This window comes from Actinomycetota bacterium (assembly GCA_030776725.1).
Lineage (GTDB): Bacteria > Actinomycetota > Nitriliruptoria > Nitriliruptorales > JAHWKO01 > JAHWKW01.
The window spans coordinates 13,998-27,719 of sequence record JALYHG010000182.1 but is presented as its reverse complement, the minus strand read 5'-3'; the positions used below and the strand labels follow the sequence as shown (position 1 = coordinate 27,719).

Annotated in this window: 10 protein-coding genes; 4 read left to right on the top strand and 6 right to left on the bottom strand. The window is 69.8% G+C overall.

What is annotated here, in order from left to right; all coding sequences use genetic code 11:
* Window positions 1–128 precede the first annotated feature (128 nt).
* Window positions 129–1,838 carry an NAD+ synthase gene (locus M3N57_08725; protein ID MDP9022764.1) on the bottom strand — a complete coding sequence of 570 codons (1,710 nt, stop codon included), beginning with the start codon at window positions 1,836–1,838 and terminating at the stop codon, window positions 129–131.
* Between the two features lie 201 nt (window positions 1,839–2,039).
* Here M3N57_08725 and M3N57_08720 point away from each other — a divergent pair, with 201 nt between their 5' ends.
* The 4 genes from M3N57_08720 to M3N57_08705 all read left to right on the top strand — a co-directional run bounded on the left by M3N57_08720 (window position 2,040) and on the right by M3N57_08705 (window position 7,828).
* Window positions 2,040–3,386 (top strand): glutamine synthetase family protein, encoded by a 1,347-nt coding sequence (locus tag M3N57_08720; GenBank protein MDP9022763.1) that lies wholly within the window; start codon window positions 2,040–2,042, stop codon window positions 3,384–3,386.
* A gap of 2 nt (window positions 3,387–3,388) precedes the next feature.
* Window positions 3,389–6,448, top strand: a complete 3,060-nt coding sequence (locus M3N57_08715; GenBank protein MDP9022762.1) for a bifunctional [glutamine synthetase] adenylyltransferase/[glutamine synthetase]-adenylyl-L-tyrosine phosphorylase — start codon at window positions 3,389–3,391, stop codon at window positions 6,446–6,448.
* Window positions 6,449–6,513: 65 nt separating this feature from the next.
* Window positions 6,514–7,419: an alpha/beta hydrolase gene (locus M3N57_08710; protein ID MDP9022761.1), complete on the top strand. Its 906-nt coding sequence runs from the start codon at window positions 6,514–6,516 to the stop codon at window positions 7,417–7,419.
* Window positions 7,412–7,828: a response regulator transcription factor gene (locus M3N57_08705; GenBank protein ID MDP9022760.1), complete on the top strand. Its 417-nt coding sequence runs from the start codon at window positions 7,412–7,414 to the stop codon at window positions 7,826–7,828. Before M3N57_08710 ends, M3N57_08705 begins: the two co-directional genes overlap by 8 nt.
* A gap of 43 nt (window positions 7,829–7,871) precedes the next feature.
* On the opposite strand, the gene glnA is transcribed toward M3N57_08705, so the two are convergent.
* The 5 genes from glnA to M3N57_08680 all read right to left on the bottom strand — a co-directional run bounded on the left by glnA (window position 7,872) and on the right by M3N57_08680 (window position 13,706).
* Window positions 7,872–9,296 carry a type I glutamate--ammonia ligase gene (gene glnA / locus M3N57_08700; protein MDP9022759.1) on the bottom strand — a complete coding sequence of 475 codons (1,425 nt, stop codon included), beginning with the start codon at window positions 9,294–9,296 and terminating at the stop codon, window positions 7,872–7,874.
* 138 nt (window positions 9,297–9,434) lie between these two features.
* A complete protein-coding gene (locus M3N57_08695) occupies window positions 9,435–10,406 on the bottom strand; it encodes a mechanosensitive ion channel family protein (GenBank protein ID MDP9022758.1) in 972 nt (323 codons plus the stop codon).
* An 11-nt stretch (window positions 10,407–10,417) separates the two neighbouring features.
* Window positions 10,418–11,512: a lipoyl synthase gene (gene lipA / locus M3N57_08690; protein ID MDP9022757.1), complete on the bottom strand. Its 1,095-nt coding sequence runs from the start codon at window positions 11,510–11,512 to the stop codon at window positions 10,418–10,420.
* Window positions 11,509–12,255, bottom strand: a complete 747-nt coding sequence (lipB, locus tag M3N57_08685) for a lipoyl(octanoyl) transferase LipB (protein ID MDP9022756.1) — start codon at window positions 12,253–12,255, stop codon at window positions 11,509–11,511. The genes lipA and lipB overlap by 4 nt, the downstream gene beginning before the upstream one ends.
* Window positions 12,255–13,706: a 2-oxo acid dehydrogenase subunit E2 gene (locus M3N57_08680; protein MDP9022755.1), complete on the bottom strand. Its 1,452-nt coding sequence runs from the start codon at window positions 13,704–13,706 to the stop codon at window positions 12,255–12,257. Before M3N57_08680 ends, lipB begins: the two co-directional genes overlap by 1 nt.
* Window positions 13,707–13,722 lie beyond the last annotated feature (16 nt).

Sequence of the window (13,722 nt, the reverse complement as noted above, 5' to 3'; positions counted from 1 at the left end):
GCGTCGGTGTGCACACCGACGCGGCCAAGGAAGCGATCCGGGCACAAGCCGTCCTCGCCCGCCACGCGCCCACACAGCTGGAGCGCTTCCAGGCAGCCGAGGGGTGATCTCTGCCCGGTTGGCCGCGGTCAGCTGCGCCAGGCGTTTGTGATCGGCACGCGCCGGTCCTTCCCGAACGCCCGCTGTGAGATCTTGATCCCCGGGGGAGCCTGGCGGCGCTTCCACTCGGCGCGGTCGACCATGCCGATCACCCGCCGCACGTACTGTCCGTCGAACCCTTCGCTGATGATCGCCTCGACGCCGCGATCGTCCTCGATGTAGCGCTGCAGGATCGCGTCGAGCACCTCGTAGGGCCCGAGCGCGTCCTCGTCGGTCTGATCGGCCCGGAGCTCCGCCGACGGTGCTTTGGTCAGGATCCGCTCGGGGATCACAGCCCCCCGCTCGTTGCGGTAGTGGGCCAGTGCGTACACCAGCTGCTTGTTGCAGTCCTTGAGCGGCATGAAGCCTCCGACCGTGTCGCCGTAGAGCGTGGCGTACCCCACAGACGCTTCGCTCTTGTTCCCGGTCGCGAGGACGAGGTGACCGAACTTGTTCGAGATCGCCATCAGCAGCATCCCGCGTAGACGCGCCTGGATGTTCTCCTCGGTCTCGTCGGGGTCCGTGCCTTCGAACAGGTCGCCGAGCATGTCATCGAAGGCCCGCATCCCCGGCTCGATCGGGATGGTCGTCTCGTGGATCCCGAGTTTCTTCACCAGCTCGGCGGCGTCGCTCAGCGACTCCTCGGATGAGTACGGCGACGGCATCCGGACGCCGAGGACGTTGTCCGCGCCGACAGCTTCCGCCGCCACGGCGGCGGTCAACGACGAGTCGATCCCACCGGACAAGCCGAGGGTCACCCGTCGGAAGCCGTTCTTGCGGCAGTAGTCCCGCGTCCCGAGCACCACCGCGTGCCAGACCTCGGCCACGTCGCCGAGGCGAGGCGGAGGATCGGGCGGGGGGAGCTCCGCGGGTACGCCGCGGTGTCCGGGGAGTGAGGGAAGCCCAGCCACAGGTTCCGTTCGGACGGTCAGGTCCGCGACCACCAGGTCCGTGTCGAACTGGTGGCCGCGGGCGACCACGTCGCCGCCGGGCGCCACCACCAGGGAGTCGCCGTCGAAGACGAGCTCGTCCTGCCCGCCGACGCAGTTGACGTAGGCGACCCCGATCCGGTGCTGGACCGCATGGTGGCGGACCCAGCGTTCACGCTCCGTGCGCTTGCTCCGCTGGTAAGGGGACGCGTTGAGGTTGACGACCACCGCCGCTCCGACGCGGGCGGCATCGGCCACCGGGCCCGTCTCGGTCCACAGGTCCTCGCAGATGGTGATCCCGACCGGCACATCGGCGACGTTGATCACCAGCGGATCATCGTCGCCGACGAAGTAGCGGCCCTCGTCGAAGACGCCGTGGTTGGGCAGGCGGGCCTTGTCGTACACGCCGACGATGTCACCGTCGGCGAGCACCGCGGCGCTGTTGCGTCGGTCGCGGAGCGCGGTGACCCGGACGTCCCAATCGCCGGTGTCCTCCACTGGTGGTCCGATGCGGACGTAACCCACCACGGCGACCGTCCCCGGCGGCCCGTCCGCGGCGAGCCGTTGCACAGCCCGTTCGCTGGCCGCGACGAACTCCGGTTTGAACAGAAGATCCTCAGGTGGGTACCCGGTGACCGCGAGTTCGGGGAACACGACGATGTCCGCGCTGGCGTCCGCAGCGGCCACCCACGCCTCGAGGACACGATCGCTGTTGCCGTCGATGTCGCCGACCACGGGGTTGAGCTGTGCGAGGGCTGTGCGTAGCGGCACTGCGACCTCCGGATGTCACACCGTTCCACGCCGGCGACACGCTCGTCCGGCGGTCCGTGACCCGATGCAACAGCCGCCCGCCCCGCTTCAGACCGTCCGTCCGTACGTTCACGCGCCACCTGGACCCGCTCGACATCCAACAGCGGCGACCGCGCCGGTAGTGGCAACTACCATGGAGGTGCAGCAGCCGCCGGAGGACACGTGGAGAAGCAAGAGGAGTACGTGCTGCGCACGGTCGAGGAGCGCGACATCCGATCCATCCGGCTGTGGTTCACCGACGTGCTGGGGTTCTTGAAGAGCGTTGCGATCACCTCGGCGGAACTGGAAGGTGCGTTCGCCGAAGGCATCGGGTTCGATGGGTCAGCCATCGACGGCTTCGTGCGGGTGCAGGAGTCGGACATGCTCGCGGTGCCTGATGCCAGCACGTTCCAGGTGCTGCCTTGGCGGCCGGAATCGCAGGGCGTCGCGCGGATGTTCTGCGACGTCGCAACCCCCGAGGGGGAGCCGTTCGCCGCCGACCCCCGCCACGTCTTGCGCCGTAACCTGCAGCGCGCCGCCGACCTCGGCTTCACCTTCTACGTGCACCCGGAGATGGAGTTCTTCCTCTTCCCGTCCGCGAACGACCCCACGCCGTTGGACAGCGGCACGTACTTCGACATGACGCCGCTGGACATCCAGCAGGACTTCCGTCGTCAGACGATCAACACGCTGGAGAAGGTCGGGATCAGCGTCGAGTACAGCCACCATGAGGTCGCCCCGTCGCAGCACGAGATCGATCTCCGCTACGCCGACGGGCTGACCATGGCCGACAACATCATGACGTTCCGGCTCGTGGTCAAGGAGACCGCGTTGGGGCGCGGTGTCTACGCCACCTTCATGCCCAAGCCCTTGGAGGGTGAGTGGGGCAACGGTATGCACCTGCACCTGTCGCTCTTCGAGGGTGACCGCAACGCCTTCTACGACCCGTCCGACGAGTACCACATGTCGAAGGTCGCCAAGGCGTTCACCGCCGGGGTGTTGGCTCACGCCCGCGAGCTGACCGCGGTCACCAACCAGTGGACGAACTCCTACAAGCGGCTGTCGCAGGGGTTGCCTGGGCCGTTCCCGTCCGGGGAGGCGCCGGTGCACGTCTCTTGGGGCCGCAACAACCGCAGTGCGCTGGTGAGGATCCCGATCTACAAGCCCAAGAAAGGCGCCTCGACCAGGATCGAGTACCGCGCCCCGGACCCGGCGTGCAACCCGTACCTGGCCTTCTCGGTGATACTGGCCGCCGGCCTGCATGGCATCGAGGAGAACTACGAGCTGCCGCCCGAGGCGGAGGACAACATCTACGAGATGACCGACGCGGAACGAGCCGCGGCCGGGATCGAACAGCTCCCCGCCGACCTGGGTGAGGCGCTCGAGACGATGCAACGTTCGGAACTCGTCGCCGAGGCGCTGGGCGAGCACGTCTTCGACTTCTTCTTGCGCAACAAGCGGGCGGAGTGGAACGCCTACAGCCGCCACGTCACCCCCTACGAGCTCCAGCGGTACCTGCCGATGCTGTGACCATGGCGGAGCGTGCGGCCAGCACCCGGCCCGGCGGTCGGACCGCGACGCCGGCGGCCGCCTTGGTCGCGGTGGGGCTCGACCCCGACCGAGGCCGTGACCGACTCGTCGAACTGGGCCTGTGGTCGGGTGACGGGCCGACCGCCGAGGGGCACGAGCTCCTGGAGGTGATCTCCGAAGCGGCGTCCCCTTCCGACGCCCTGCACGTCGTCGCCGAGCTCGGGCGGAACCAGCCGCAGGTCTACGACCGGGTCCGCGCAGACCCGGCGTGGCTGCAACGACTCGTCGCGGTGGCCGGAGCGTCGCGTCCGCTGGGTGACCTGCTGGCCCGCCACCCCGACGCCGTGGAGGAGCTGCGCGAGCCACAACCGGTGGACGCAACCGGCATCGCCGAACAGGTCGAAGACGCGATCACCTCCACCGATGGCGACGCTCGGCCGGCCGCCGTCGCCGGGATCCGCCGGCGCACCACCGCGGGGATCGCCGCCCGGGACCTCACCGGCGAGCTCGACGTCGAGCAGGTCGGGCGAGAGCTGGCGCGGTTGGCGGACGGCGTGCTCGCCGGGGCGACCGCTGCCCTCCACGACGAGCTCGCCGGGGAGCGGCCGAGCGCGCGTCTGTGCGTGATCGGTATGGGCAAGCTCGGCGGTGAGGAGCTCAACTACGTCTCCGACGTCGACGTCGTGTTCGTGCATGCACCCCGCCGTGCCGACGCGTCTAACCAGGACGCGCAGGCCGCCCGCGAGGAGGCCCAACAGGTCTTCACAGCGCTGCTCCGTCTGCTGAACGCCTCCACCACCATGGGACGCGCCTACGAGGTCGACCCCACGCTCCGCCCGGAGGGGCGCGAGGGTGCGCTGTCACGGGCGGTTCCCAGCTTCGTCGCCTACTGGGAGCGTTGGGCGAAGACGTGGGAGTTCCAGGCCATCCTCAAGGCGCGCCCGGTCGCCGGGGACCTGACGCTGGGTCAACAGCTGCTCGACGCTGCCGAACCGTTCGTCTACCCCGAGAACCTCGACCCGTCCACGGTGTCGGAGGTCCGCGACATGAAGGGTCGCGTCGAAGCCAAGGATGAGGTCGTCCGCCACGGGCAACGTCACCTGAAGCTCGCCCCCGGCGGCCTACGCGATATCGAGTTCGCCGTGCAGCTGCTGCAGCTGGTGCATGCACGGGGCGACCCCACGATCCGGGAACGCGGCACGCTCCCTGCTCTCGCTGCGCTCGCCGACCGTGGCTACATCGCGGCCGACGACGCCGAGACGTTCTCCAACGCGTACCGGCGGCTGCGGACGGTGGAACACCGTCTGCAGCTGGCCGAGGAGCGCCGCACGCACACGATCCCCGACGATCCCGACCGCCAGGAGCGCCTAGCCCGCAGCCTGGGGTACCGGCCGACCGCGGACCGCCCCGCCCGGGCGGCCTTCCTGGACGAGCTGCGATCGTTGCAGACCAACGTCCGTGACCTGCACGCCAAGCTCTTCTACCGCCCGCTGTTGGAGATGCACGCTGCTGTACCCGCCAGTGATGCTGCGCTGGTCGAACAGCGCACCGGCGTGTTGTCAGAGGACGCTGCCGTCCGCAGGCTCGAGGCGCTGGGCTTCCGCGATGCGCGCGGGGTGTTGCGCGACGTGCGGGCGCTGACCGCGGGGGTCTCGCGACGCGCGACCACGTTGCGTATGGCGCTGCCGGCGATGCTGCACGCGCTGGCCGAGAGTCCGGACCCCGACGCCGGGGTGCGGGCTCTGCGCACCCTGATGGATGCGCACGGTGACGACACAGCGTTGATCGCGGCGCTGCGGGACCAGCCGCCGGTCGCGGACCTGCTGGCGCGGCTGCTGGGCACCAGTGAGGTGGTCGGTGAGCTGTTGCTGACCGTTCCGCAAGGCGTGGAGTGGCTGACGAACGCCGACGCGCGGCACCAGCGGCGCCTCCGCGACGAGCTGACCCGCACGGCGCTGGGGATGCTGCGCTGGCAGGAGGACCTGGCGGCGCGTCAGGCGGCGCTGCGCCGCTTCAAACGTCGTGAGCAGGCTCGTATCGTCATCCGCGATCTCGCTGGCGATGCCAGCATCACCACGGTCGGTGCGGAGCTGGCCGCCCTCGGCGACGCGTGCCTGGAAGCGGGGCTCCAGGCCGTCCTCGAATCCGTCCGCGACACCGACCACACCGGCGACGGCGACCCGGCCCGCATCGCGGTGATCGGACTCGGCAAGCTCGGAGGTCGCGAGCTGCAGTACCCCTCCGACCTCGACGTGATGGTGGTGCATGACCCCACGCACGGCGACGGCGACGCTGGCGGCGACGAGCGGCGCGCGAGCGTCTTCTCCGTTGAGGTCGCCGAACGTCTGCTGCCGGCCCTGTCGTCGGTCACCGCCGAGGGGACCGCGTTCGACGTGGATGCTGAGTTGCGTCCGGAGGGACGCAGCGGACCGCTGTCGCGCTCGTTGGCGTCATGCCGGGCCTACTACGAGCGTTGGGCCGAGCCCTGGGAGCGCCAGGCACTGCTCAAGGCACGTCCCGTGGCCGGCGACAGGGAACTGGGCCGCAGCTTCGTTGCGATCGCCCAGCAACACGCCTACCCGGAGGTGTTCGGGGTGGCGGAGGCGACCGCCGTGCGGCGCATGAAGGCGCGCATCGAACGGGAACGGATCCCCCGCCGCGTGGACCCCAAGCGCCACCTGAAGTTGGGGGCCGGTGGGCTGAGCGACGTGGAGTGGACGGTGCAGCTGCTGCAACAGCAGCACGGCGCGCACGAGCCGATGTTGCGCACCCCGTCCACCATGGCCGGCGTCGACGCGCTCCAGGATGTGGGGATCCTCGACTCGACCGATGCCAAGTGGCTGCGCGAGGGGTACCGGTTCCTCGCGACGGTGCGCAACCGCCTGTACCTGCTCCGCCAGCGCGACGTCGACGTCCTTCCGACGGCTGCGCTCGTCCTCGAGAGGCTCGCGCGGAGCCTGGGGTACGGGCGCAACGCCCGACAGGTTCTCGAAGACGACTACCTGCGCCACACCCGCCACATCCGTCGGGTGACCGAGCGACGGTTCTACGGACGGACCTGACGTCGACTCGGCGCCGTCCACGCGTGGCTCGTAGGCTCGCAGCGTCGAGACGAGCGGGGAGGTCCGTGGACCGCTGGCGCGAGGGGTACGTGGCCGGAGGTGACACCCGGTTCTTCGTCCGGGCGCTGGGACACGGTCCCGACCTGGCCGTCTTGCTGCACGGCTGGCCGGAGACGGGGCGGGCATGGCACCGCGTTGCGCCGCTCCTGGTGGACGCCGGGTACCGGGTGGCGTGCCCGGACCTGAAGGGCTTCGGGCGCTCGGACGCGCCCCGCCGCGGGTACGACTCGCGGACCCTCGCCGACGAGATCAGCCGCCTGATCCGCGCGCTGCACGTGCGCAAGGCGATCCTCGTGGGCCACGACTGGGGCGGGGCGGTGGCCTTGGCGACGGCGTTCCGCCACCCGGGACGGGTCCGGGCACTGGTGATCGCCAACAGCCCCTACCGCCAGGTCGAGCTGCGTCACGCCTGGCACATCCCGATGCTGAACGTGCCGGTCCTCCCGGAGCTGGCGTTCCGGTTGCAGGCCGATCGACTGGTGCCGTTGGTCTTGCGGTACGCCAGCCGGACGCGGGAGGCGTTCCCCGACGAGGTCGTCGACGAGTACGTCGAGGCGGTCCAGGCCGCGCCGGGCGGGTGGTTGTCCTACTACCGCACCCTGCCGCGCCGTGCGGTGGCTGACGCGGTCACGACCAGGGTGCGCCGCCGGGTTCCCGGCTTGACCGCCCCCACCGGCCCCCACCGTCTACGGGTTCCGGCCGCCGTGGTGTGGGGCGAAGACGACCCCGTCATGCCCGTCCGCGTCGGTCGTCGCGCAGCCGACCAGCTGGGGGCGGACCTGGTGGTGGTGCCTGGCGTGGGTCACTTCCCGCACGAGGAGCACCCGCGCGCCTTCGCCCAGGCAGTGTTGGATCTCACGGGGCCGGCACCGTCCCGTGACGCGCAGCCCGAGGTCGCGGTCGTTGGCTGAGGCGGTGTCCGACCGTGGCGACCCACCCGTGTCCACCATGTCGGTCCTGGTCGTCGACGACGCCCCCGAGCTCCGGTTGGTCGTGCGCATGCTCTTGGAGCGGGCCGGGGGGTTCGAGGTGGTCGCCGAGGCAAGCGACGGGCAAGAGGCGATCGAACTGGCCGAGGAGCACCACCCCGACGTGGTGCTCCTCGATCTCACCATGCCGCGGCTCAGCGGTGCCGACGCGCTTCCCAGGATCCGCGAGGTCTCCCCACGCTCGGTCGTGATCGTGCTGACCGGCTACCAGCGCGACGAGCGGATCGACGAGCTGATCGCCGGCGGGGCGCACGGCGCCTTGGAGAAGAGCGACCTGCCCCGTCGACTCGCGCAGGAGATCAACCGCATCATGCAGGACGTCCGGAGCTGAGCGGCCGCCGCTCAACCGCAAGGTCCCCCCGCCCGCGGCGGACTCACACGTCGAAGTACAGGTTGAACTCCCACGGGTGTGGACGCAGACGGATCGCGTCGAGTTCGTGCTCGCGCTTGTACGCGACCCACGTCTCGATCAGGTCCTCGGTGAACACCCCACCCTCCAGGAGGAACTTGCCGTTCCCCTCGAGGGCATCCAGCGCCTCGTCGAGCGACCCGGGGACACTCGGGAGGTTCACCAACTCCTCCGGCGGCAGGTCGTAGATGTTCTTGTCGACCGGCTCCATCGGCTCGATGCGGTTGCGGACCCCGTCGACGCCGGCCATCAGCATCGCCGCGAACGCCAGGTGCGGGTTGCAGGACGGGTCCGGGCAGCGGAACTCGAGCCGCTTGGCCCTGGGGCTGGTCCCGCTCACCGGGATGCGGACGGCGGCGGACCGGTTCCGGTTGGAGTAGACCAGGTTCACCGGCGCCTCGTAGCCGGGCACCAGGCGCCGGTAGCTGTTGGTGGTCGGCGCGGCGAACGCCAGCACGGCGGCGGCATGCTCGAGGATGCCGCCGATGTACCAGCGCGCCGTGTCCGACAGCTGCGCGAAGCCGGCCTCGTCGAAGAAGAGGGGTTCCCCGTTCTTCCACAGCGACTGGTGGGTGTGCATGCCCGAACCGTTGTCCTGGAAGATCGGTTTGGGCATGAAGGTCACGGTTTTGCCGTACTGCCAGGCGGTGTTCTTCACGATGTACTTGTAGTTGAGGACCTTGTCAGCCATGCGCAGCAGCGTGTCGAAACGGATGTCGATCTCCGCCTGTCCGCCGGTCCCGACCTCGTGGTGCTGGACCTCCACCTCGATGCCGGCGCGCTGCAGGTTGACGATCATCTCCGAGCGCAGATCCTGGTAGTGGTCCATGGGCGGGACCGGGAAGTAGCCCTCCTTGTACCGCGGCTTGTAACCCTTGTTCCCCCCGTCCTCGTCACGGCCCGAGTTCCACGCCCCCTCGTCCGAGTCGATGAAGTAGAACGCCGAATGCTGGTTCTGGTCGAAGCGGATCGAGTCGAAGATGTAGAACTCCGCCTCCGGACCGAAGTAGGCTTCGTCGGCGATCCCGGTGGACGCCAGGTACGCCTCGGCCTTGCGCGAGATGTTCCGGGGATCGCGTGTGTACGCCTCGCCGGTCACCGGATCGTGGACGAAACAGGTCAGCGCCAGCGTCTTGCGGGCCCGGAACGGGTCGTCCATCGCAGTGTCGGGATCCGGGAGGAGGAGCATGTCGGATTCCTGGATCTCCTGGAATCCCCGGATCGACGAGCCGTCGAAGTACAGTCCGTCGGTGAACACCGCTTCGGTCAACGCGCTCGCCGGGACCGAGAAGTGCTGCACGGTGCCGGGTAGGTCGACGAAGCGGATATCGATGATCTCGTACCCCTCGTCGGTGACGGTCCTCAGGACTTCTTCGGGTGAGCTCGCCAACGTGTGCTCCTTGTGATGATGGCTGTCGTGATGATGGCTGTCGCGACCATGCCAGCTTGCGGGTCTCGTCGCACGTGGACGGGGGCGCACCGTATGAGCGTGCGGTTTCCCGACCGTGTCAACGGTGTTTCGTCGGCGTTACGTCTCGCCGCTCTCGGAGGATACGACCGCGCCGGGTCCGTCGGGGCGCTGGCGAGGGATCCGACCGTCCGCGATGATCAACTTGCGGTGCGGGAAGGGGATCTCGATCCCGCGGGCGTCGAACCCGCGCTTGACCTCGCGCCGGAAGTGGCGGCTGACCGTCCACTGCTCGAGCGGTTGCGTCTTGATGAACGTCCGGATGGTCACACCTGAGTCGCCCAGCATCTCCACGCCGAGGATCTCGACGTCCTCGAGGATCTTGGGGCCGATCTCCTCGCTCTGGCGCAGTTCCGCCGCGGCGTCGCGGATGACCTCCATGGCATCGTCGAGGTCGGATCCGTAGGACACCTGGAAGTCGACCAGCGCGCGCGCCCACTCCTTCGATCTGTTCCCCAGGAAGCGGACCTCGCCGTTGGGCACGAACCACACCGTCCCGTCCAGGGAACGCAACCGGGTCACCCGCATGGTGATGTCCTCGACGCGCCCGCTGACATCCGGGTCGACCTGCACCACGTCGCCGACGCCGTACTGGTCCTCGAGGAGGATGAAGAACCCCGAGAAGAAATCCTTCACCAGGCTCTGTGCCCCGAAGCCCAGCGCGACACCGGCGATCCCCGCACCGGCGATCAGCGGTCCCAGTGCGATGCCGAACTGCCCCAGGGCCGTGATCACCGCCAGCGTCCAGATCACCACCCGCGTGCTGTCCGCCATGACGTCGCCGAGTGTCTTCGCCCGCAGCTCGGCGCGCATCCGGCGTGTCTCGTCCATGCGCGACAGGCTGCGGACGGTGGCACGGCTGACCCACCGGCGCACCCCGCGCTTGGCGAGTCGCGCGAGCACGAACGCAGCGACCAGGACGATCGCGGCCCGGGTGGCGCTGTTGACGATCCCGAACCACCACTCCACGTCGCTCACGCGTTCGACGACCTGCTGAGCGGGATCGGTCGGGGTCTCCGTCTGAAACCGCACCACGAGGCGCATCAGCACGGGGGTTGCCTCGCTGGGTCGGTGTCGAGCGTCTCGGCGGATCGCGCGCCCGCCGCGCTGATGTGCACGGCCGTCGCTCGGTTGTCTGCTGCGCCCGGCTGGTCGCCCGTCGGCGCCCACGTCCCCGCGTCGATCGCCTGCTGGCCGGCGTGGTAGCTGGAGCGCACCATCGGGCCGGCTTCCACGTGGTCGAAGCCGAGTTCGTCCTCGCCGATGCGCCGCAACTCGGCGAAGTCCGCCGGGGTGACGTACCGGTCGAGGCGGAGGTGGTTGGGGGAGGGCTGCAGGTACTGCCCGATGGTCAGCAGCGACACGCCGACGTCGCGCAGATCACGCATCACGGCGACGATCTCCTCGTCGGTCTCTCCCATGCCGGCGATGATGTTCGACTTGGTGGCGCAGCGGTCCGGGAGCCGCCGGCGTGCCTCGTCCAGGAAACGCAGCGATCCGCGGTAGCGGAAACCGGGGCGGACGACCGGGTAGAGACGCTCGACGGTCTCGACGTTGTGGGCGAACACGTCGGGCTCCTCGGCGCAGACCTGCTGCAGCGCCGACAGGTCCATGGAGAAGTCGCTCGGCAGCACCTCGACCCCACAGTCGGGCAGCCGGGCCCGGACCTGGCGGATGCACTCCGCGAACAGCCACGCACCGCCGTCCGGCAGATCATCTCGCGCCACGCCGGTGATGACGGCGAACCGCAGTCCCAGATGCGCGACCGCCTCCGCGACGCGGCGCGGCTCGTCACGGTCGTAGGCGACCGGCTTCCCGGTCCGGATCTGACAGAACCCGCAGCGGCGGGTGCAGTTGTCTCCACCGATGAGGAAGGTCGCCTCCCGCACCTCCCAGCATTCGGAGATGTTGGGGCAGCCGGCCTGCTCGCACACGGTGTTGAGATCCAGGCCGGCCATCAGCCGCTTCAGCTCCTGGAAGTTCTCCCCGCGGCGCAGGGTCGTCTTCAGCCACGGTGGCTTCCGCCCCGCGCGGACCCCGCCGTACGCGGGGCGGGCGACGCCCGCACGGCGGCGGCTGTCCTCGTCCAGCAGTCGCAGACGCCGCGCGTCGGGAGGGACGACGGGCTGGGTTCTCACGTGACCGTCGGTGCCGGGGAAGCAACGAGGTCGTCGACGACGGCCGCGGTGATCCGGCAGCCGAAGAGCTCGGCGAACCGGTCCTGCATCCGCTGGCGCACGGTTCGCACGTCGGCGTCGACACCCAGCGAGCCCAGCGAGCAGACCCCCCGGTCGGGCAGGCCGCACGCGACGATCCCTCGGAAGTGGTCGAGGTCGGTGGTGACGTTGAAGGCCAACCCATGGCTGGTCACGCCTCGGCTGCTCACCCGCACACCGATCGCGGCCAGCTTGTCGCGACCGACCCACACGCCGGTCAGGCCACGGACCGTCGTGGCCTGCACGCCGAAGTCCGCGGCGGTCCGCACACACACCTGCTCGAGCGCCCGGACGTAGGCCACCACGTTGCGCAGACCTTGGAGGCGCACGATCGGGTAGGCCACCAGCTGTCCCGGGCCGTGGTAGGTGACGTCCCCACCGCGGTCGACGGCGTGCAGCTCGATGCCGCGTGATGCGCGCTCGGCAGCGTCCCACAGCACGTGGGAGTGGTCGGCCCGCTTCCCGGTTGTGTACACCGGCGGATGTTGCAGCGTCACGAGGACGTCGGGGATCTGCCCGGCGGCGCGGCGCACGACCAGCGCCCGTTGCAGCTCCCAGGCTGACGCGTACGGCACGAGTCCGGCGTCGACGGACAGGACCGGCTCGCCGGAGCCAGCCTCGCGGAGCGCCCCCGCCGACCGCTGGACGCTCGGTGAGCCCACCATCAGTAGGCGCTCACCTCCGCCGACCAGTCGTGGGTCTCGATCATCTCGGCGAGGTCCGCCAGGAACCGGGCCGCGTCGGCGCCGTCCACCATGCGGTGGTCGTAGGTGAGGCACAGGTAGGTCATCCAGCGGATCGCGATCTCATCGCCGAGCTCGTTGCTGCGGACCACCGGCCGCTTCTCGATCACCGGTGTGGCCAGGATGCCGCTCTCGGGCGGGTTGAGGACGGGGGTGTCGAACAGGACGCCGCGCGAGCCGGTGTTGGTGATCGTGAACGTACCGCCTTGGACGTCGTCGGGGTTGAGTTTCTTGTTGCGCACCCGGTCGGCGACGTCAGCGATCGCGCGGGCCAGGGCCGGCACGGTCAGGTCCTGCGCGTCCTTGATGTTGGGGACGATCAGACCCTGCGGCGCGTCCACCGCGACGCCGAGGTTGATCGTCTCGTAGTACTTGGCAACGCCCTCGTCGACGTCGATCGATGCGTTGAGCGACTCGTGGCGTGGCAGGACCATGCACACCGCCCGGGCGATGAACGGCAACGGCGACAGAGGCACGCCCTCGCGCTGGCGGAACGCGTCCTTGGCTTTGGCCCGCACCTGCATGACCCGGCTGACATCCACCTCGCGGGCCGCGGTGAGCTGCGCGGTGGTCTGGATGCTTCGGAACATGCTGCGAGCGATCGAAGCCCGGACCCGCGACAGCTTCTCCGTCCGGCCCCGCACGCCGTCGTGCGGCTGGCGCGGCTCGACCCCAGCGGCGGGGCGGCGTGGCTCGCGCTCGCGCTCCTCGTCCCGTTCCGCCTCGGGTGGCGCCTCCGGCTCGGCACGGCGGGCAGCGCCCTCCTGGATCACCCGCTCGACGTCCTGACGGGTGATGCGTCCCCCCTTCCCGGTGCCCTCCACGCGGGACACGTCGATGTCGTGCTCCTCGACCAGGCGTCGCACGATCGGCGAGAGCAGCTCTTCGCGGGCCTGCCCGTCGCCGCTGGGTTCGCCCTCACGTTCGGGCGCAGCGACCTCGGTGGCCGACGCTGCGCGCTCGGCCTGCGCTTCTGCTGCCGGTTCCTCCCGGGCAGCGGGTTGCTCGTCACGGCGTGGCTCCTCGGCCGGCTGCTGGGCAGCCTCCTGCTCGGGAGCCTCCTCCTCGGCAGGCGCCTCTGCCTCGGCCTCCGCTTCAGCCTCGTCGGCAGCCGGCGCCTCGGCCGCAGCCTCACCCTCGGTCTCGATGATCGCGACCACGTCGCCGACCTCGATCGTGTCGTCGACCTGCGCGCGGATCTCCTTCAACACGCCGCTGGCGGGAGATGGCACCTCCGTGTCGACCTTTTCGGTGGAGATCTCGAACAGCGGCTGATCCTCGGTGACGTCCTCGCCCTCGTTGACCAGCCACGCCGTGATCGTCCCCTCGGTGACGGACTCACCCAGCTGCGGCAGCTTGACTTCCTCGGCCACGACGACGGCCTCCTTC

What these genes read in the sequence shown, in the direction of transcription:
- M3N57_08715 (MDP9022762.1), top strand. Translation starts at nt 3,389, where the DNA reads ATGGCGGAGCGTGCGGCCAGCACCCGGCCCGGCGGTCGGACCGCGACG.
- lipB (MDP9022756.1), bottom strand. Translation starts at nt 12,255, where the DNA reads ATGGTGGGCTCACCGAGCGTCCAGCGGTCGGCGGGGGCGCTCCGCGAG.